The sequence below is a fragment of the Chlamydia abortus genome (assembly GCF_002895085.1).
GTDB classification, from domain to species: Bacteria; Chlamydiota; Chlamydiia; order Chlamydiales; family Chlamydiaceae; genus Chlamydia; species Chlamydia abortus.
In genome coordinates this window covers 1-20,394 of record NZ_CP024084.1, presented here as the reverse complement: position 1 = coordinate 20,394, position 20,394 = coordinate 1, and the positions used below count along the sequence as shown (strand labels likewise).

The window sequence follows — 20,394 nt, the reverse complement described above, 5'->3', positions numbered from 1 at the left end:
TAATTATTCAATGTAAGAAGATCGAAAAATGGTTACTTGGACAACCCTAACGAAACAGTTGCACATGAGAAAGGAGGAAACAACTCGCTAATTTTGACTATCTTGCACAACGGAAGAGCTAAGCAAAGAGCTTCGGCGTCCTTTCCAATATTGAAAAGATGTTAAGTTTACAAGATCTTCTACTCGAAGCAGTTTTGCAAAACCAAACAAAAAAGCCAAGAAAATGACACTTTCAGAGAAAAAAGCGGCACTTTGCGCTACAAAAGATGACAACGACCAGGCGAGTGGTGTGTAAGGCTCAAGGAAAACCACATAAGTAGTATGTGTAAGAATATTAGTCCCCAGGGTAACTACGAAGGCTAAACTCGTGACACCAACCACCTTGATAGAACGCTTAAAAGTAATCCACATTAACCCCGAATAGGCGAGATGTTTTTTTGATGCACATTGCCAAAGGAAATATAACTGCACCCAGGAAACAAGAGATGTGGCGTAGGCTAGACCTGAAACATGTTTGATCAACCAACAACCAAAAATCACATTGAGCACCATGTTGGCTATAGCGGCAAAGATCCCTATGACTAAGGGTATGGTGTAATGACGCTGTGCATAAAAGAGTACAGAGATCAACGGGATCAGAGCCATAGGAATGATACTACCGCTATACCCACGCAACACTTGAACAATAGCGTGCACAGCACTTGTTGGGAACAAACCGTGTTCATATAACACACGCACACCAGGAAGAGCAAGAAGCAACAAACCTACAGTCATGATGACCATCACCGATACAGTCAGATTCAAAGCGAACTTCATCAGTTCGTAGCCTGCTTCATTATTATCTTCTTGCACACAACGAGAAATAGAAGGCAGGAGAACAGTAAAGACTCCAAGACCAAACAAATGTACGGGCAGTTGCTGGATACGTATCGAGTACATTAAGTATAACGGACCGACTTCATGTATATAGCGTGCTAAACACATATCGGTTAAAAGATTGATCTGAAACACACCCATGGAAAGTAATCCTAAAGACAATGGTGCGATCAAAGCTTTTATACTATCACGCTCCTTAGGTGGGGTTGTTGCTGTTCCTAGAAACTTATTCACGCCAGGTAGGGTAACAGACCACTCTAAAACAAACCCGATCACAAGGACAACAGACAGTCCTATAATCCGTTGTCTGGGATCACTATGTCTTGCGAGGAATACAGTAAGAATCCACAGCACATTAACAACAGCGGGAGCTAAACCCACACTGAGAAATCTTTTCTCACAATGCAGTAAGGCAGAATTTACCGTATACATCATTAGGAAGATCCCTGAGGGAAGAAGAATCATAGTTAACAGTAAGGCGTCAGCTAGATTCCCTTGGGCATGATATAACCAGAATCCTAAGCCTATTTCTATAATTAATGTGAAAGCGCAAGCATTATAACAGAAAAATCGTGAGAAGCTCTTAAAGAAAAATGCGGCACGGCTTGTATCTTGTGCTCTTAGAAATTCAAAGTGGGGAATAAAAGCTAGCCCTAAAACGGGTCCTCCGAGGATTTTTCTTAAAAAGAAAATTGTTCTAAATGCCAACCAGAAAGCTGCCACTAAAGGATCTGCTCCAAAATACGCTGCCATAACAATTTCGCGTAACATTCCTGTGACACGACTAAAAAAGGTTCCTGACAATAAATTAAAAAGTGAGCTGGCTACTGATCCCTGGCCGTCTTTTTTATTCATTAAAAAGTCTTACTCCCTTAATACTTAATTTATCCATAGCAGATAGAGATTTTTGGAGCATTAAAATGCAGGTATTTCCACCTCCCCAAGTCCCTTTATTAGGTGCGCATACATCCACTTCTGGAGGGCTTCAAAACGCCATTTATGAAGGGCAAGAAATTGGGGCTTCCACCGTTCAAATGTTTACTGCCAATCAAAGGCAGTGGCGTAGACGCCCTCTCACTGATGATTTGATAAATTCGTTCAAAACAGCTCTTGAAGAAACGTCTCTATCTTATATTATGAGCCACGCTGGCTATTTAATTAATCCTGGGGCTCCTAATCCAGAAATCCTAGAAAAAAGCCGCATCTGTATACAGCAAGAGATCCAAGATTGTCTATCTTTAGGGATTACCTTTGTTAACTTCCACCCAGGAGCCGCTGTCAATGATACTAAAGAAGCTTGCTTAGATAGGATTGTTTCAAGTTTTTCCTTGGTTGAGCCTCTATTCGAAGATTCTCCGCCTCTTGTTGTTCTTTTTGAAACTACTGCGGGACAAGGTACACTTGTCGGCAGTACTTTTGAAGAACTTGGTTACCTCATAGACAAACTTAAGCATAAAATCCCGGTAGGAGTTTGCATAGATACTTGTCATATCTTTGCTTCTGGTTATGATATTACCTCTCCGGGGTCTTGGAAGCAAGTGCTCAAAAATTTTGATGATGCGATAGGCTTGTCGTATTTAAGAGCTTTTCATCTTAATGACTCGATGTTTCCTCTAGGAAAACACAAGGATCGCCACGCGCCCCTTGGGGAAGGAGATATAGGGATGGAAAGTTTTAAATTTCTTATGACTGACGAGCTCACACGGATGATCCCCAAATATTTAGAGACTCCTGGAGGTCCAGACTTATGGACAAAGGAAATTCGGCAGTTGAAAAGCTTTCAGAAATAAAAAACCAAAAGCGCCAACTATAAAAGAATAGTTGACGCCTCTCTTTTTGGAAGAAAGAAACTTTCTTTTATGTTCTATGAGATAGGAACTCACAAACAACAGAAACATCTACAGGTAGAGGAAGTTGTGCCTCTATTTGATCTTGCTCTGGAGAAATTAAAAGTTCGCCCTTAAAATTGCTTTTATCTACAGAGATGTAGGAAGGGAAAGAACTTTCATCTTTATTTTCCAAAGATTCTTTTACTGACTGTAACTTTCTTGATTTTTCTCTTAAGGAAACTTGCATGCCAGGACGTAGGAAAAAAGATCTTCTATCTACTTTTTTTCCATTCACCAATACGTGCCCATGAGCAACCAACTGCTGAGCTGCAAAAATAGTTTTTGCAAACCCCATGCGATACACCATATTGTCAAGACGGCACTCAAATCTTTCTAAGAACATCTTAGTGACGCTGCCCTGCTTATTTACAACTTCCTTGAAAGCTTTGACTAGTTGCTTTTCTAAGATCATGCCATAACAAGCTTTTAGCTTTTGCTTTTCCTCTAACTGAAGACCGTAGTCAGACTTTTTCTTTCTCTGCATACCGTGCTGACCTGGAGGATGGGGCTTTTTGAACAGAGGGTTTCGGCTTCTTCCAAAAATATTCGCTCCAAAACGCCTTGCTATTCTATTTTTAGGGCCACAATATCGAGCCATGTATTTTAGTCCTTTATTTAGTCCTTAGAAATTATTCTCGCCCCCTGGCCTTTTTTAGACAAAGGTAGCGGCACTGCTTTCGGTATAACCTGGAAGATTTTCCTCGCTAATAAAGAAAACGATTACTCATCCACTTGACAAAATACCAAAGAGCATTTTAGTTCCAATCCTAATTTTCTACAATGGAATTATTTCCGAGAATATGCTAGGGTATTTCTCATGAAAAAGAATTATTACGCTTTAGCTTATTATTATTTGACTCGTGTAGATAATCCTCAACAGGAAATTGCGTTGCACAAGGAACTATTTAAAGATTTAGATGTTTCTTGTCGTATCTACATATCTGAACAAGGGATTAATGGCCAGTTTAGTGGCTATCAACCGGACGCAGAGTATTACATGAACTGGCTAAGACAGCGTCCTGGATTTTCAAATGTAAAATTTAAAATCCATCACATTGAAGAAAATATTTTCCCTCGTGTAACTGTGAAATATCGCAAAGAGCTTGTCGCTCTTGGTTGCGACGTTGATTTATCTAATCAAGGGAAGCATATTTCTCCGCAAGAGTGGCATGAAAAGCTCGAGGAGAATCGCTGTCTAGTTTTAGATGTAAGAAATAATTACGAATGGAAAATAGGGCATTTTGAAAATGCTGTGCTTCCAGACATTCGGACTTTTCGGGAATTCCCTGATTATGCTGAACAGTTATCCAAAGAACACGACCCAGCTACCACCCCTGTGATGATGTATTGTACTGGTGGCATACGTTGTGAATTGTACTCTTCCCTCCTTTTAGAAAAAGGTTTTAAAGAAGTGTATCAACTTGATGGTGGTGTTATTGCTTATGGTCAGGCTGTAGGCACAGGTAAATGGCGAGGTAAGCTATTCGTATTTGATGATCGTTTAGCTGTACCTATTGATGAAGCGGATACTGACGTTCCTCCCATCGCCTCGTGCTCACATTGTGAGACTCCCTGTGACACTTACTACAACTGCGCAAATACAGACTGTAATAATTTATTCATCTGTTGTAAGGAGTGTATCCATTCAACAAAAGGATGTTGTTCTCAAGAGTGTTCTCAAGCACCTCGGATTCGCTCCTTTGCCCCCTGTAGAGGAAACAAGCCTTTCCGCCGTATGCATCTCTGTGAAGTAACAAAAGAGAAGGAAGAAGCTGCTAGCTCCTGCTGTCTACACTAGGATGTGCTGAATATTTTCCTTGAACTAAGTTTCATCGGCTTGGTTCAAGGATAGGCTATACCTATTTCTTCGGTAGGACACTTTCTTGGATGTCAAATGAATATTTCTCATACTAATTCCCTGTTCCAAGAGCACCTGAGAAAATATTTCAATATTATCTTTTTTACCTAAGCATATCACGCACAAATCCGGTTGCTTTTTCAACAACGTGTGCAAGCGTTTAGCTTGCAACACTGCCCAAGCTTCTTTCATGCTTCGATCACTTGTTTCATTAAGATCACATATGACTGTAGGAACACAGTAAGAAATTAATCGAGTTGTCCAACCAGGTTGTAGTTTTTGATCGAGTATCACTACAGTAGTGCGTAATGTTTTTGGTAGCATGGCTAATACACGCCGGACTTCTCGATAAGAGTGGGTGGGCACCAAATAGCAAACAGGAATGAGGGATTTTGGCAGTTTAAGATAGTTTCCTAGTTGTTTGATTAATACGGCACTGAGTATTAAACGATACACCAACTCTTTCCAAAGCCATAGAATCCACAAGCCGAGACAGAAAATGATGACTCCCATGTATAGGAAGCTCGTCTCCGGTGGCAAACTTAAACTGGATCCCAAAATCCTGACAATGGCTGCAGCGATTAATACACCGACAAAATCCAAGAAATTATTTACTGCAAGAATTTGCCCACGCTTATGCTCCGGACTCGCATATTGTATATAGGCATGTAAAGGAACCTGATATACCCCGCCTAAGAATCCTAACAGTAATAGGAAGAACATCACTCCGACTAAAGAACAGGAAACAGCATACAGTCCCATAAAGGCCAGGCCTAGCCCTAAAGTCATGACAGGCACATACCCTAACTTAATATCTTTTCCTGAAATCCATCCTGTCATATAAGAGCCTACGCCAACTCCCAAAGCGACGATAGGAAACAGGTAACCTCCGTAATGCTTAGGATAACCTAAAGTAAACTCGACAAAAGGAATGATTTCGACTTGTACATAAGCTCCAACCAGAAGAAAAAGAGCGACTAAGAAAATCGAGAGGGTGAGGTAATGTACATGACGTGTATCTTTAAAGATTTCCCAAAGATCTTTAAAGCTGACATAAGTAATTTTTTGACTACGATTTTTAAAGTTACTTGAACATATGCCTAACGACACAAACGTACTGATGATCGAAGAAACAACGCAAAATGATGTTGAAAGAACATAACAGTTAACTGGAAGATTCTTGGTAAGATCGACAAGTAAGGGAGCAAAACAAGATCCTAAGATACTCCCGGTATAAGTGACTGCGGTCATTATTCCATTAGCTCTAGATAAATAATCTAGAGGCAACATCTCTGGAAGAATCCCCATCTTTGCAGGACCAAAAATCGCCGTGTGACTAGCCATGAGGAGCAAAACTATATACCCGCCGACGACAGAATGGATATAGAAAAAGTATAACCCCAGTGAAGTACAAACAATTTCAATAAGACGTGTAGCTAAGATAATGTTTCGTTTCTGATACCTATCTGATAAACTTCCTGCTAAAGGTGCGAGCAAAAGAAACGGTAAAGCAAAACACAAACTTACGTAAGATAATATCTTCGCATTCTCTGTTAAACTTTTTCCTTCAAGCAGGAAAAAGACTAAAAGAAACTTATAAAGATTATCATTTAATATCGTAAGAAAATGCGTTATTACTAAGGCACGAAAAGATTTTTTCTGTATTGATATATCCATGAATGCGACCAAACATAGTCAGGCAATTTTTAGTAACTCCCCCATTCATCTATTAGCTAAACTTGCAGAAGATCTATTTTCTACTTATCAACAGCCATTTACTAAAAGGTGGATTCTTGTTGCCAATACAGAAATAGGGCACTGGCTACGTAGAGAACTTACTAATGCTACGAGTAACCACATTTTCATGGGGTCGACTATTTTCTCTTCTTCTGACTCCCTTATCAAACATTTATTCACTGAAGTTTGTCATGAAAAACCTTTAATTCCTGACTATATAACACTTCCCCTATTTATACACGAGCTACTAAAGACTTCTGCAGCCACTCCTAATATTTTACAAAACCCCTCTTTTCTTTCGGAGCCTTCTTATAGCTCAACAAAGCATCTGGCAGCTATTTTTAAAAAATTCTATACATTCTCGCAAGCGCCTTCGGAAAATAATCGTTATCATAAAGATCTTTTTTCTCAGTTAGAGAAGCACTTTATGCCTATGGGGAAGGTGTTTGCTTCGATACTATCTTCTGTAAAAGTTAAGAAACAAAACCGTTCCTTGCATATCTTTGGTTATTCTCATTTACCCAGGCATTTTGCGACTTTCTTTACCAAATTGAGTAATTTTTTCCCTGTATATTTTTACTGTTTCTCACCCAGTCGCGAATATTTTGGTGATTTGTTATCTGACAAATCGATAGATTTCTTATGGCGTCAACTTATAGATCAACCCAACAGAGATGCTTGGCAACACTATGTTTTAACGGATAGGCAAGCCTTGCTTGCCAATCTTTCTCACAAATCGCAAGCATCTCAAAATTTCTTTTTAGACAAGGAAATACATTATTCCGAAGTTTTCATTCCTCCTCAAGAAACAACATCTTTAGGAGTTGTGCAAAGTAATCTATTTCACTTAAAACCAAGCTCTCATGAAAACATTGCAGACAAAAAGCAAACGATCACTATTAGCAAGGCTTTAAGTCCATCTAGAGAGGTACAAGAAGTATTCTCAAAAATTTCTATATTATTGCATCAAGGTGTCCGCCCTGAAGAAATTTTTATTTTATCTTCGCAACTAGAAATTTATGAGGTGTATTTAAAAGCAGTATTTTCCCCCCATTTACCTTTATACTGCTGCAATAACACCTCTTCACATGCTGAAGACTTAAAGGAAAAGCTCTTACTCTTATCGTCTATTTTACAAACACAGGGCAATCTCTACCGTCTATTACAACTTCTTACACACCCCCAACTACAGAATCCTATAGATCCGAGTAAAACTCCCTATCTTTTGAATAAGCTCTCTAGTGAGTGGGAAAAACTGTATAAAGGGGATGGAACACATTTACAACATCTGGGGGATAACATTTTGCATGACTATCCCTTTGTTGAAGAGTGTGGTAAAGTAAGTCAGGTAGAACTCTGGGAGCGTATTCTTCCTCTACTGTATGATCTACAAAAATTCTTAGATCTTTATGCATCTACCACGATTAAATCTTACGAGGAACACTGTAACCACATTTTATCTTTCCTTGAATCCCTCTTTATTTTATCTCCAGAGGAATTATCTTTTATCACATCTCTTAGAAATGCGCTCTTCCCCGCTTTTTCTTCTTCAGAATGTTCTTTAAAATTTTTTACAGACTTTTGTTTGGATTTCTTTTCTCGCTTTTGTGCTAATAGCCCCCTTTATGATAAGCCTGGCCCTTATGTCGGAACATTAGGAGATTTAAGTCTTATACCTAAAGGCTACACGTTTATCCTCGGAGCAAATAAGCAGAAACAAGCCATAGATTTACTCGATCTAGTTGATGCCTCAACAGAAGAAGAACTAGTATTTTCATCTTCTGAAGATGAAGAAAACTTTCATTTCCTTCAGGTGATCGTTTCTACTAAATACGAACTGCACATGAGTTATCCCTCCTCTGCTCACAATCCTGCATTACCCAGCGCTTATATTCATTATCTTCAAGAGGCTTTACAACTACCTGTTTCCCATCTTCCTACAAAAGCTTATATACCTTCGTTATTTGCCGATACCACCCTGGTACACACCTCTCAAGAGCATTACTACAAGTTAGCGCAAGCCTTTTGTTCTAAGAAAGAGCCCCTACCTTCTTTGTTTCAAACTCCAGATACTACGCCAAACCTGCCCGACCATTTATCTGTTTCTCAAATTATAAAAGCTATTTTCTCTCCTTTAGACTTCTTCTTAAAATCTAATTACCAGATTTCTCTAAGATCTCCCACTGTACTAGAATCTAGAGAGAAGCTATTTCCTACGAAAAAACACATCCTGATGTTTTGGGAAAATCGACTCTCTAATACATCCGAAGATCACACGTATAATTACCTATCTTCCTTTTCTGAGGCCATGTTCACTTACTATGACGATCTCATAGCCCAATGGCTGAACACTGTTCGCTTAAATCCTCTCACAGCCCCCTATACCGTGCTGTTTTCTTCATCATTATTTCATGATCACCTTGCAGATCAAGACCAGGTTCTCTCACCTGTGTCCCTCACTTTGAACAACTCTGAGCTTTACTTACACGGGAATTTTTCTGGAGTATTTTCCAAAGGTATATACCTGTGTTCCATTGACCCTACAGCTAAGACAAGAAAAACTGTAAGGAAAACAAAATCTATTCTAGAGAACCCTGCTGACATGAAAAATTACTTAAAGGCCTATATAGCTATAGCCATGTTACAAAAATCTGGCGTGCTTTCAGAACACGCGGTTATCAGGAATATCCTCTCTCAAGAGGTGTTTGAAGATCTTCCCCTTCCTTTTTCTCATCCTGACAACTACCTGCATCAGGTTCTTCGTGTGTACCAAATGATGAGAGATTTTCCGATTCCTTTAATTTCTTCTGACTGTTGGAAGTTTTTAGACAATGCTGAAAAGTTTCATGAAGCTATACACACAGCTATTGAAGCTGATGTGAATAATCCTTCTCTATCGACTTTTTGGAAATTTCATAACCGAGACTATAAAGAGCAGTTCACAGTAAGTGAAGAACAACGTCTTCTGATTCTTTCTTTGTTTAAGGGGGCGCATGAAACCGTTTGATATTTTTCATCCTCAAACATCTATCCAAGGGAAATATTTTTTAGAAGCTTCTGCGGGTACAGGAAAGACATTTACTATCGAACAAATTGTTTTACGTGCTCTTTTAGAGGGTTCTGTTTCCCATGTTGAAAATATTCTTGTTGTGACATTTACAAATGCCGCGACAAATGAATTAAAACTGAGGATTTCAGAGAATCTCAAACAAGCTGGAGCGCAGTTAAAATCTGCTATTACAGACCCCGAGCAACCTTTGCCTCCTTACTTACACCACCCATGTGATGTAAAGCTGCTTTACATGCAGGTGCGTAATGCTTTAGCTACGATAGATCGTATGGCAATTTTTACTATTCATGGGTTTTGTAATTACGTTTTACAACAGCATTTTCCGGAAATACAAATCTCGCAAAAAAACTCTGCTCTTACGCACTCACAAGCAGTTTTACATCACATTCGCAAGTATTTATCCCAAGATCTTTGGGAGAACATCTTATTTCCTGAACAATTTTACTTACTTGCGGCACGCTATAATTCTCATGGCAAACATACATCTTTTTTGACAGATAAGCTACTTTCCAGTTACACAGCGCAGACTTTTGATCACCTACCATCTAAAAGCACCACTGCCTCCTTACTCAACACTTGGCACAGTTCTATCCGATCTAAAATCAACGCTATTCCTAAGGAAAAATTCTTAGAACAAGCTCTTAAATATACGGAGAGTTTCAGAAAACAGCCCTTCTCTATTACTGAGGACCTCGTATCTTTTATAGAGCACTTATATGCTGCAGAAACATCCGTGCGCCTGTTTTCTTTTTCTAAGATAGCAGAAACTTTTCATCCCAAAAATCGTTTAGCACGTTATCAACCTTGTCACGCCTTTAGCTATATAGAAGAAACGTCATGGTTTCAATACACCGAGCAATTTTGCAATGTAGACACGATTTTCAACACCTTGCTGCACGATGTACAAGTGTATTTAAAAAACCACTACACTTGGTGGCTATCTCCAGATGAAAGTATTGTAACATTAGAAGATCTCCTGCACTCTTCTCAAGCAGAAGAAGTGATACCATCCTTAAGAAAGCGCTTCCAGCTCATATTAATCGATGAATTTCAAGATACGGATAGGAAACAATGGAATATTTTTGCCAAACTCTTTGCGCACAAAGATTTTTCTGGATCTCTATTTTTAATAGGTGATCCAAAACAATCGATTTATGAGTGGAGAAATGCCGATCTCGTTACATATTTAAAAGCAAAATCTACATTTCCTAAAACGTCACAGCTGCATCTTATCAACAACTACCGCTCTACACCACAGTTGATGCAGGCGATCAACATTCTCTTCTGTAAATGTTCTCCTTTCCTAGAAATTCCTGGTTATGAACCTATAGAATATCATTCCTTAACCCCGCAGAGTTTAGAATATTTTGATAACACCGAACATGCGCCTATCCACTTCTTTTCTTATGATAACGTTCTTGACCAAGCTGCTTGGATATCTCAAACAGCTGCGCATTTACAAGCTACTCATGGGATCCCTTTTGGACGCATGGCGATTTTAGTCTCGGATTCGGCTCAAGCATTCGATCTCATTACCCACTGCAGTATTCCCGTATCATTTTTTAAAAATAAATCGATATTTCATCTTACCGAAACCTATCTATTAACCCTAGCTTGGCTAGAAGCTATCTTCTATCCAGAAAATTATGAAAAAATACAAAGAGTCTTACTGAGCAGCTTATTTCGCCATGACCTCAATGATGTTCTAGAGAAAAAAGAACACTACTCTTCGTATTTTTTTTCCCTACGCAGTTATATTTTTGATCATGGGCTTTTAGCTACATTTTATCATTTCATGACTCTTCATGGTGAAGCTTTACTAAAAACTCCTCAAGGAGACCTGACTTTCCAAGAAATGGAAAGGCTGTGTGCATACTTAGGAACGATTTCTTCACAACCTCAACACCAACTTCTCTATTTGCAGTATTTTTCAGAAACGGGACGTTGGGAAGAAAACCTGTCGTTTTCTTCTTATTCCGAAGACACAGAAATCTTAAAAATCACTACAATTCACGCATCTAAGGGATTAGAATATGATATTGTTTTTTGCCCGGGACTAGATAAATCAAAAAAAAATAAAAGTTCTTCAGAATGGATAAGAGAAATGTATGTAGCTTGTACTCGAGCTAAAAAACAACTCTTTATCCCTTTCCAAACTTCTTTAAGTACAAGACGCAATACAGCTCTTACTAACTATGTAAATCAGGACGGATCTCATGCATCTATCCTCGATCTAGCAAAAAATTTATCCAAAGAGCATCCTTCCCTATTTTCTTTATCGACCACAAACACCCAGGATCGATCTACTTGGCCTATATACCACATTACCCCACCTGCAACTTTTGCATTATCCTCCTACCCCACAAAACAAATTTTCTCCTTTTCTTCGGTAAAGACGATGTTGGATAACGAAGTGCTTTTAGACAGTGATATGGAGATCTCCTCTATCTCTTCTGCACTCCCTAGAGGAAGAAAAACAGGAATTCTCATTCATAAAATCCTCGAGAATATATCTCCAAATTTTAAAATTCCCATGTCTAAAATCTTCACTACAGTCTTACACTTCGTTAAAAACACTCATTTAGAAGGGTACGAAGAGATAATTTCAGAAAAGCTTTTCTCAACTATCTCCTCACCGTTATCTTTCACCTCCGCATCTTTTGCCTTAAAAGATATTTGTCCCGACAAAATACTCAGTGAAGAAGCCTTTCTCTTTTCTAATAAAGACCAGTTGTGGCAGGGAGCCATTGACCTATTTTTCGAGCATCAGGGCAAGTATTACATTATAGATTGGAAAACATCCTTCTTAGGGGAAACCAGCTCGAAATATTCTCAAGAAAATCTCTTCTCTTACATAAAAGAGCACAACCTGGATTATCAAGGTGCCATTTACATCCATGCGGCAAAACGCTTTTTGCAACAATTTGATATTACTAGTGACGTAGAAATGGGATTTGTTTTTATTCGGGGTACCGATTCTTCAGGAAACGGATTTTTTTGCTTACCCAACTACAAAACATCTAATCCCACAATAAACCAAAAATATCCGGTCTATCATTAGGGTTAAATTCCATAGCAGGAAGAATCAAAACAGAAGAAAGATTCATTAAATCAGCAGCAAGTGATTTAGCTTCTATCTTATAAGAGCATGCTCCCTCTCGGGGTAGACAAACTTTGGTAATTTCAGCAACCAACAATCCTGGAGGGAAGACACCATCGAGTCCAGTTGTAACTAAAAGATCCCCAACACACAACCCCTTACCATCAGAAAAACAAAATCCTTCTCCATGTAAAGTTAGAGTTTCATCTTTCCATAAAGGACCGCCTTTGCCTGATAATGTCCCTCGCAAAAGTAAGGTATTTTCATCACTGCATTGTATAGATACGTTGAGTTCTTCTAGCTGATAGATTTTTTCATATTTATCTTTTTCTAGAATGTAAGCATCTGAAAGGCGCTCTATTTGTTTACTCAGATCTTGAATCCGATCTTTTATTAACCAAGCTTGTATGCCTCCACGAACGGCGATCACCGAAGGTTGCATACCTACATCAGTAATCAAACGTATGCGGGACTGCTTTTCTCCCACGTAATCTACAAGACCGATAAGAACCTTCCCAGAAAGTACTGAGGAGTTTTTTTGTATGTTATGTTCACGACCTACATCTACCCAACAAGAACTTCCCCAGTGGGAAGGATCTCGGTAAATCACACGACTAGTGATTAACTTACGAAAATACGGTGATAGAATCTCTGGAAACACAGGAGGCGTATGATAAGCAACCTCATAAGCTTGCAAACGCTCTTCTAAAATAGCAATGCGATCTTTTAAGATGATGTTCTCCGTATCTTGGAGAGAACAACTTTGGGGAGAAACTTCAGCGTGGTGCATAAAAACACGCGAATACCAAACTACGAAACGTTTTTGGATATTTTCATAAAACGGTTTGGGCAAACTCCAGAACAAAGCAATACTTAAGGCTAGCACCACGTAGACATAAACTCTGTTTTTTCTATGTCGACGGTAAAAAACAGATCCTGTCGTCTTTATTGCAGAATGTTCTTCCGAATGTTGAATTTCTCGCATATTGCTTAATGTTTTCGTTTTCACTACAGGCGACTGCACTCTACCTGAAGCCTTATTGAGCTTCTGTAGCTGTTCAGTGCGTAACTTATCGTTTGATGATATTAACAGATAAAACAAAACATAATGAAAACTTCAGTGTAATGTGAATGAAAAATACGCGCAGATATGCATCTGCGCTATCATTATGAGTAGATGTAATCAACAAAGCGAAATCATGTTATATCAAACTCAGTACACTAAGCTTGTTGGTATGCCTCAGCAAAGCTCTGAACTACATGATCGATGTTATTATCGGTGATTCCGTTGAGATTAAACCTGGCTCCACTGGTTGTGTAAATACCTTTTTCTAATCTTAAAAATAAGACTTGTTCTAAAGAAAATCCTGGGTAACCAAAAAATCCTTTCTGAGATAGGATAAAATCAAAAGAATGACCAATATGATTGCGCATAGCCTGAACAAATCGCGTGCGTGTTTTTTGTAAAGAACAACGAATCGTGTCTAATTCTGCCAACCATTCTGTTTTTAAAGAGGCATCTGATAAAATTGTAGAAACAATTTTCGCTCCATGTCGAGGTGGTGAAGAATACTCTCCTCGTATTTTTTCTTCGAGACAGCTAGAAATCTTATCTAAATCATCAACAACCCGACTATATGCAGCAAAATAGCCTACACGCTCCCCATAAAGAGAAAAATTCTTACTTGCGCATGCGGCTACAAATACAGTATGCCCTGAATCTATAAAAATCTTTATAGGCTTTCTATCTTCTTCGATACCTAACCCAAAGCCTAAATACGCCGTATCAAAAAAAGGAAGAAGCTGACGTTCTTTCATCAGTTCTGCAAGACGAGTCCACATGTTCTCGTCAAGGTCCATTCCTGTAGGATTATGACAACAACATTGCAAAAGCACTAAAGAGTTCTTGGGAGCAGATTTCAATACAGAAATCATCTCATCAAAAACGAGTGTTTTACTTTCTGAACTATAATAAGGATATTTTAGAACATCTAAACCTTGTTGAGCAAATATTCTCAAATGGTTTCCCCATGTCTGTTCGGGAATGTATACTGCAGCAGAAGGGTGAGCCATGGCGAAAATCTTAGCACCTAAATGCAACGCTCCCGTTCCCCCGAGAGCTTGGGCACCAACAACAAAACTCGGATTTACATCATCACCAAAAACAAGACTTTCCATTTGCTGATTAAAAGACAATAACCCACTAATAGGTAAGTACCCTTTATTCATCTCGTTTTCTAACAATGAAAATTGCGCCTTGCGGACACTCGAAAAGCCACCATAAGCCTTGTTAGGATCTTCATAAGAACCTATAACAAGATTGACCTTCTCCTCTCGCTCGTCTTCTAAAAATAGTTTTTGCAAACCCAAAATAGAATCGGGAGCAAACGTGGGTAATTGATGAAAAAAACTCATACCAAAGAAATTCCTTCGTATTGTAACAAAGATTGATTCTAAACCTTACCTCATGATAATTTTATCTACTTGGGGTATTAGCTCAATTGGTAGAGCGCAACAATGGCATTGTTGAGGTCAGCGGTTCGATTCCGCTATACTCCATTGCTTTATGCATCCCAAATAGATTGTATTCGGCTAATCTTATATTTCTTTCCTTGAAACTGTAGACTAGCTCCAACGCTCTTGTTTAGCATTTCTTGAGCAAGCTTAGATTTTAAAGATAGAATATAGTTGTCGGGGTCAGCGTCCCAAGGACCAAGAATGGAATAGGTGATAAGATTTCCTTGTTCATCTTCTAAAGAAACTTTGCAACCAACGCCTACCGTATCAGTAAAAACAATATCCTTAGTTAATATTCTAGCTCGATTTACTTCTTCAGAAAGCACACGAATTTCTTCTTGTAAACGTGCTCGTTTTTCCAAAGCAAATTTATACTCAGAGTTCTCCCTAAGGTCCCCTAAAGCTCTAGCATCCTCTATTTCCTTGGCGTTATCCACCATTTCCTTACCCACAAGAGATTGAAGCTTGTTTTTCATTTTCGTAAAGCTTTCTGGTGTTGTCCAAAGAATATCTTCTTTCACAGCTACAGTGTTTTTCTTCAGATCAGGTTGTACAACCTCGGCAAGGCTTTGTAAAACACTGAGATCACTAGAGGAAAATTGACTACATTTCGTTGAGAGCAACAGAATCTCTTTCAAATAAGATAAAGGAGCCCCCTCTATCATATTACGAATCACCAGGTAACGTTCTCTCACAAGGAAGTTGTAAATCTTTTTCCCTAACTCTTTCTGCGGCGTTGAAGCAATATAGTACATAAACACCATAGCCGCCTCTAAAAACAGCCTTTCGATTTCCTTATCTTTAGGATCAAAAAGACCGTCATCGTGCGAACCGAACTTTAAGAAAAACCAGACAAAAACCTCTGGATACATCATAGGATGCTCTATAAATCCAAGAAGCTTTTCTTTAATTTTCTGGCAACACGACTCCTCTCCTTTTAATACTTTAAAACTCAGCTCTCTGAGGGCTGGAAACGTTGTCGAGAAAAAGATCTTCATAAAGACATTTTCCCAAACAGGAGAATACTTCTTGATTAACATTAAGAAAGCCTTCTGTAAGGCGGCTATAGAAATGTCATTAACTATAGTGATAATCCCTTCTTCAGAAAGCGAAGCTACAAATTTACTGTCTAACTTATTAGATTTTTCACCTAAAAAATCAGAAAGTAACAAATCCCTTTGGATTTCTAAAGATTGGTTATCTTCTATAGGAAGTGTTTGTAAAACCTTCAGTATGATTTCCCTGTTTTCAGGTTTCTTTAATTCACTATGCAAATCTCTAATAAATTGATAAATCTCGATAATCTTTCTCTGAGTCTCTTCGATTTGAGAAAGTCGCGTTTCTAACTGAGAAATTAAAGAATCCCCTCCAGGATTATATCGATAAGGGTCTTTTATGGTTTTAGGGGATACAATACGAGTGTTTTTCTTAATTTTACTCTTAGTTGCTTGCCACCAACGGTGCCAGTCCACCTCGGGAATAACCAAATCTACAAGCTCATCCTTGATCTCTTTAGCTGTTTTCGGACCTAAATCCTTAAGTAGAATTTCTATCACCTCGGACGGATGATCTTTAGCATAAGCCTCAAACCCATCTGGATCTCCAAATCTTCGTGATAGAAAATGATCGTTATCTAAAGGAATCAAACTTTTAAAGGCTGTTTCAAAGGAGATATCCTTAGCCATCATCACGCCTTCAAACTCTATGAGAACCTTCTGTTGAAGAAAGGAAACACTCATCACCTCTCCAACACCCCATCCCCCAGAATGAAAGACGAAATTTCCCTCTTTCAAGTGCATCAAGAAGTCAAAACGGCTTAAACTATACTGAAACTCACGACCATCACGAAGACCAACAACTCTTAAAGCCTCATTAAAATTTTGCCTACCATGGTACTTCCTATTTACGTAATCCATAGCCGCATCATAAAACGGCTTAGCGTTAGTGTTTTGTATATCCAAAACTAATCTAAGAACCTGATCTTTTTCTTTGCCCTCAGGTATTCTTTCCCACAAAGGAAGGACAGTGTCTGCTATCTTGCCAAACAAAGGGGCTAAAGATGAATGTCTTACCTTCTCTAAGATCTGAACAAGCTCCGTCCCCCTCACCACATCGTTAAAACAATATTCTTCCCACAAATTAAAGAAACTTGAGGGTTGCTCTTCGTCTATTAAGACTTGCAACTTTTCTAGATAGTCCACGATGTCTCCCGTTTTTAACGGGAAATATACGCTTAACTATAAAAAAGAGCAATATCACAACACAAAAATAATAATATTTATTTTATAATAAATTAAAATCCATGGTGTATTAATGAATAGTAACTCTGCGCAAAAAATAATAGATTCTATAAAACAAATACTTACTCTTTATAATATAGACTTTGATCCTTCCTTCGGTTCAGCTTTATCTTCTGACTCTGAAGTAGATTACGAATATTTGCTGGAAAAAACCCAAGAAAAAATCCAAGAGCTAGATAAACGTTCTCAGGAAATCCTTCAACAAACAGGGATGACCAGAGAACAAATGGAAGTGTTTGCGAATAATCCTGATAACTTCTCTCCAGAAGAATGGTTGGCCTTAGAAAACATCCGGTCTTCATGTAACGAATATAAAAAAGAAACAGAAGCTCTGATTAGTGAAGTGACCAAGGAATTAGGAGGAGAAACTCCCCAACCTAATTCTAGTAATAAAACAAAAACCACTTCATCTAAAAAAAATAAGAAAAAAAACTGGATTCCCTTATAAAAACGCCTATAATCCCTAAAGTATGAAAATTGCGATTACTCGGGGTTTAGATCTATCTTTGCAAGGGTCTCCTAAAGAGTCTGGGTTTTTAAAAAGAATAGACCCGGTTCTGGTTTCTGTAGACCTGCGCCCGTATTCTGCCTTAACTTTAAAGCTTAAGGTAGAACAGGGTGATGTTATTTCTTCAGGATCACCCATTGCGGAATATAAAAACTTCCCGGGCGTTTTTATTACCTCTCCCGTTTCTGGAACTGTACAAGAAATACGTAGAGGAGACAAACGCTCTCTTTTAGATGTAGTTATCAAAAAAACCCCAAGACAAAATCTCACAGAATATTCTTACGATCTATCCAAATTATCAAGAACAGAGCTGTTAGAAATCTTTAAGAAAGAAGGGCTGTTCGCGCTTTTTAAACAACGTCCCTTTGATATTCCAGCCCTACCCACACATCATCCTAGAGATGTCTTCATCAACTTAGCTGATAACCGTCCCTTCACCCCATCTACAGAAAAACATCTTTCTGTCTTTTCTTCCAGGGAAGAAGGATTTTACGTTTTCAATGTAGGAGTTCGCGCTATAGCCAAACTGTTTGGTTTATGCCCGCATATTATTTCTACGGATAGACTAGTGATTCCTGAAAAAGACTTAAAATCCATAGCACATGTACATAAAATCACGGGCCCCTATCCTTCTGGGTCTCCCTCTACACACATTCACTACATAGCACCGATTACTAGCGAAAAAGATATCGTTTTCACTATATCCTTCCAGGAAGTCTTAACTATAGGACACTTATTCTTAAAAGGAAGAATTCTCAATGAACAAGTAGTCGCCTTAGCGGGATCGGGTTTAAAACCCTCCTTAAGACGCTATGTGATTACTACTAGAGGTGCTGATTTCCAAAGCCTACTTCCCTTAGATGAGATCGCCTCCGATAAGGTATCTCTAATTTCTGGTGATCCTTTAACTGGAAGGCTTTGCAACAAAGAAGATCTTCCTTGTCTCGGTATGAGAGACGCTACCATCTCCGTGCTCCCTAACCCCCAAAAGCGGCAAGCTTTTAACTTTTTAAGGTTAGGCATTAATAAACCTACACTGACAAGGACCTACCTTTCCGGATTTTTAAAAAGAAAACATACATATATGGATCCGGATACCAACCTCCACGGTGAAACACGCCCCATCATAGACACCGAAATTTATGATAAAGTTATGGCGATGAAAATCCCTGTTGTACCTTTAATTAAATCCGTCATTACCAAAAACTTCGAATTAGCGTGCATGTTGGGGTTATTAGAAGTGTGTCCTGAAGATTTTGCTCTTCCGACCTTCACAGACCCATCAAAAACAGAAATGCTCACAATAATTAAAGAATCCCTAAAGCATTACGCAAAAGAAACAGGGATACTCAATCCAGAAAATACCGCCGATGTAGAATAAAGTTCTTCGAAGAACTTAAATTCTCGAAGAAGCTATCATTTCTAATATTAACGGGGTTGCATAAGAAATGATCATGTCAGCTCCTGCTCGTTTGATCGCTATCAAAGATTCATAGACTATCTTTTCTCTATCCAACCACCCCAAAGTAGAAGCCGCGGCTATCATAGCATATTCACCACTGACCTGATAGGCTGCTAAAGGTAACATTGTAAGAGCTTTCACTCGATGCAACACATCAAGATAGAATCCCGCAGGTTTGATCATGAGCATGTCAGCTCCCTCTTGCTCGTCTAAAGAGCATTCGAGTAAAGCTTCTAAGACATTGGTCGGATTCATCTGATAATTTCGTTTATCTCCCGATTGCAAATGAGATCCTAAAGCATCTCTAAAAGGATGATACAAAGCCGAGGCATACTTCACGCTATAAGAAAGAATCAACGTCTGAGTCCATCCTGCTTGATCTAACTTCGAGCGGATATGAGCTACCCTGCCATCCATCATATCACTAGGAGCGACAACATCAGCACCCATCTCAGCATGCAACGTAGCTATGTTTCCAAATATACGAACACTTTCATCGTTTAATACTTCCCCGCGATCAACAATACCATCATGACCATGGGTGGTATAAGGATCTAAAGCAATGTCACTGATTACACACAAGTTAGGAAAAGCTTTTTTTACCTCATAGATACTCTTACAGAGAATATTTTTAGGATTGGAAGAGTATGAGCCATAAGCATCTTTAAGATGACTCGGAATGACAGGGAAAAGAATTACAGCCCTTAACCCCAAGGAACACAACCTTTCGATCTCTTTTAAAAGAAGATCTATACTCCACCTATACACACCCGTAAGACTTTCGATTTCCTCGCGTATGTTTTTTCCTTCCTTAACAAAAAAAGGACAGATGAAATCCTGAGGTAATAAAGCAGTTTCCGACACCAAATCACGAATCGCCTCGGATCTTCTATTTCTACGAGGTCGTCGACTCAATGCTAATGAGCTCATGTTTACATTCCTTCAACACTTTCCACAACGTCTGAAAAGGATAGAGTATTTATATAAATATTACTTCTTCTTCTTTAGGGGTGTGGAAAATGTTTAAAACTCGGTTTATAGAGGGAAAACAACGTGGTTAACATGTTTAAAACTTTG

Annotated in this window: 13 protein-coding genes and 1 tRNA gene; 7 read left to right on the top strand and 7 right to left on the bottom strand. The window is 38.7% G+C overall.

The annotated features are described in order from the left end of the window. Positions 1–87: 87 nt before the first annotated feature. Positions 88–1,731, bottom strand: coding sequence for a lipid II flippase MurJ (locus CHAB577_RS00070; RefSeq protein WP_011096766.1), 1,644 nt, complete (start codon positions 1,729–1,731; stop codon positions 88–90). Positions 1,732–1,796: 65 nt separating this feature from the next. On the opposite strand from CHAB577_RS00070, the gene CHAB577_RS00065 reads away from it, so the two are divergent. Next, positions 1,797–2,666, top strand: a complete 870-nt coding sequence (locus CHAB577_RS00065) for a deoxyribonuclease IV (protein ID WP_011096765.1) — start codon at positions 1,797–1,799, stop codon at positions 2,664–2,666. Between the two features lie 67 nt (positions 2,667–2,733). On the opposite strand, the gene rpsD is transcribed toward CHAB577_RS00065, so the two are convergent. Then, on the bottom strand, positions 2,734–3,363 hold the full coding sequence (gene rpsD / locus CHAB577_RS00060) for a 30S ribosomal protein S4 (RefSeq protein ID WP_011096764.1): 630 nt from the start codon (positions 3,361–3,363) through the stop codon (positions 2,734–2,736). Positions 3,364–3,582: 219 nt separating this feature from the next. Here rpsD and trhO point away from each other — a divergent pair, with 219 nt between their 5' ends. Beyond that, positions 3,583–4,563 carry an oxygen-dependent tRNA uridine(34) hydroxylase TrhO gene (gene trhO / locus CHAB577_RS00055; protein WP_011096763.1) on the top strand — a complete coding sequence of 327 codons (981 nt, stop codon included), beginning with the start codon at positions 3,583–3,585 and terminating at the stop codon, positions 4,561–4,563. A 24-nt stretch (positions 4,564–4,587) separates the two neighbouring features. Here the strand turns inward: trhO and CHAB577_RS00050 are convergent, their stop codons facing one another. Further along, the gene (locus CHAB577_RS00050) at positions 4,588–6,300 is read right to left on the bottom strand and encodes an MFS transporter (protein ID WP_011096762.1); all 1,713 of its coding nucleotides are present in this window, start codon (positions 6,298–6,300) and stop codon (positions 4,588–4,590) included. Here CHAB577_RS00050 and CHAB577_RS00045 point away from each other — a divergent pair. Beyond that, positions 6,299–9,367, top strand: a complete 3,069-nt coding sequence (locus tag CHAB577_RS00045) for an exodeoxyribonuclease V subunit gamma (protein ID WP_011096761.1) — start codon at positions 6,299–6,301, stop codon at positions 9,365–9,367. The genes CHAB577_RS00050 and CHAB577_RS00045 overlap by 2 nt on opposite strands. Further along, the gene (gene recB, locus CHAB577_RS00040) at positions 9,354–12,491 is read left to right on the top strand and encodes an exodeoxyribonuclease V subunit beta (protein ID WP_086393201.1); all 3,138 of its coding nucleotides are present in this window, start codon (positions 9,354–9,356) and stop codon (positions 12,489–12,491) included. Before CHAB577_RS00045 ends, recB begins: the two co-directional genes overlap by 14 nt. On the opposite strand, the gene CHAB577_RS00035 is transcribed toward recB, so the two are convergent. Further along, positions 12,451–13,515 carry a rod shape-determining protein MreC gene (locus CHAB577_RS00035; RefSeq protein ID WP_049765688.1) on the bottom strand — a complete coding sequence of 355 codons (1,065 nt, stop codon included), beginning with the start codon at positions 13,513–13,515 and terminating at the stop codon, positions 12,451–12,453. The two genes, recB and CHAB577_RS00035, sit on opposite strands and share 41 nt — an antisense overlap. A gap of 236 nt (positions 13,516–13,751) precedes the next feature. Then, positions 13,752–14,945: an amino acid aminotransferase gene (locus CHAB577_RS00030; RefSeq protein WP_011096758.1), complete on the bottom strand. Its 1,194-nt coding sequence runs from the start codon at positions 14,943–14,945 to the stop codon at positions 13,752–13,754. Positions 14,946–15,016: 71 nt separating this feature from the next. Between CHAB577_RS00030 and CHAB577_RS00025 the strand changes: the two genes are divergently transcribed. Beyond that, positions 15,017–15,089: transfer RNA gene (locus tag CHAB577_RS00025), tRNA-Ala, on the top strand. A 5-nt stretch (positions 15,090–15,094) separates the two neighbouring features. Here CHAB577_RS00025 and CHAB577_RS00020 read toward each other — a convergent pair. After that, positions 15,095–17,248, bottom strand: a complete 2,154-nt coding sequence (locus CHAB577_RS00020) for a GreA/GreB family elongation factor (RefSeq protein ID WP_011096757.1) — start codon at positions 17,246–17,248, stop codon at positions 15,095–15,097. A gap of 112 nt (positions 17,249–17,360) precedes the next feature. On the opposite strand from CHAB577_RS00020, the gene CHAB577_RS00015 reads away from it, so the two are divergent. Together CHAB577_RS00015 and CHAB577_RS00010 are read left to right on the top strand one after the other, a co-directional pair. After that, positions 17,361–17,795, top strand: coding sequence for a hypothetical protein (locus CHAB577_RS00015; RefSeq protein WP_006343682.1), 435 nt, complete (start codon positions 17,361–17,363; stop codon positions 17,793–17,795). Between the two features lie 22 nt (positions 17,796–17,817). Beyond that, positions 17,818–19,236, top strand: a complete 1,419-nt coding sequence (locus tag CHAB577_RS00010; protein ID WP_011096756.1) for a Na(+)-translocating NADH-quinone reductase subunit A — start codon at positions 17,818–17,820, stop codon at positions 19,234–19,236. Positions 19,237–19,251: 15 nt separating this feature from the next. Here CHAB577_RS00010 and hemB read toward each other — a convergent pair whose 3' ends face one another. Further along, positions 19,252–20,247: a porphobilinogen synthase gene (gene hemB, locus CHAB577_RS00005; protein ID WP_011096755.1), complete on the bottom strand. Its 996-nt coding sequence runs from the start codon at positions 20,245–20,247 to the stop codon at positions 19,252–19,254. Between the last annotated feature and the right edge of the window lie 147 nt (positions 20,248–20,394).

Excerpts from the sequence above, each read along its gene's own strand:
- hemB (WP_011096755.1), bottom strand. The coding sequence starts at position 20,247 with ATGAGCTCATTAGCATTGAGTCGACGACCTCGTAGAAATAGAAGATCC.
- CHAB577_RS00065 (WP_011096765.1), top strand. The coding sequence starts at position 1,797 with ATGCAGGTATTTCCACCTCCCCAAGTCCCTTTATTAGGTGCGCATACA.
- CHAB577_RS00030 (WP_011096758.1), bottom strand. The coding sequence starts at position 14,945 with ATGAGTTTTTTTCATCAATTACCCACGTTTGCTCCCGATTCTATTTTG.
- CHAB577_RS00010 (WP_011096756.1), top strand. The coding sequence starts at position 17,818 with ATGAAAATTGCGATTACTCGGGGTTTAGATCTATCTTTGCAAGGGTCT.
- CHAB577_RS00045 (WP_011096761.1), top strand. The coding sequence starts at position 6,299 with ATGAATGCGACCAAACATAGTCAGGCAATTTTTAGTAACTCCCCCATT.
- recB (WP_086393201.1), top strand. The coding sequence starts at position 9,354 with ATGAAACCGTTTGATATTTTTCATCCTCAAACATCTATCCAAGGGAAA.
- CHAB577_RS00015 (WP_006343682.1), top strand. The coding sequence starts at position 17,361 with ATGAATAGTAACTCTGCGCAAAAAATAATAGATTCTATAAAACAAATA.
- rpsD (WP_011096764.1), bottom strand. The coding sequence starts at position 3,363 with ATGGCTCGATATTGTGGCCCTAAAAATAGAATAGCAAGGCGTTTTGGA.
- trhO (WP_011096763.1), top strand. The coding sequence starts at position 3,583 with ATGAAAAAGAATTATTACGCTTTAGCTTATTATTATTTGACTCGTGTA.
- CHAB577_RS00070 (WP_011096766.1), bottom strand. The coding sequence starts at position 1,731 with ATGAATAAAAAAGACGGCCAGGGATCAGTAGCCAGCTCACTTTTTAAT.
- CHAB577_RS00035 (WP_049765688.1), bottom strand. The coding sequence starts at position 13,515 with ATGCGAGAAATTCAACATTCGGAAGAACATTCTGCAATAAAGACGACA.
- CHAB577_RS00050 (WP_011096762.1), bottom strand. The coding sequence starts at position 6,300 with ATGGATATATCAATACAGAAAAAATCTTTTCGTGCCTTAGTAATAACG.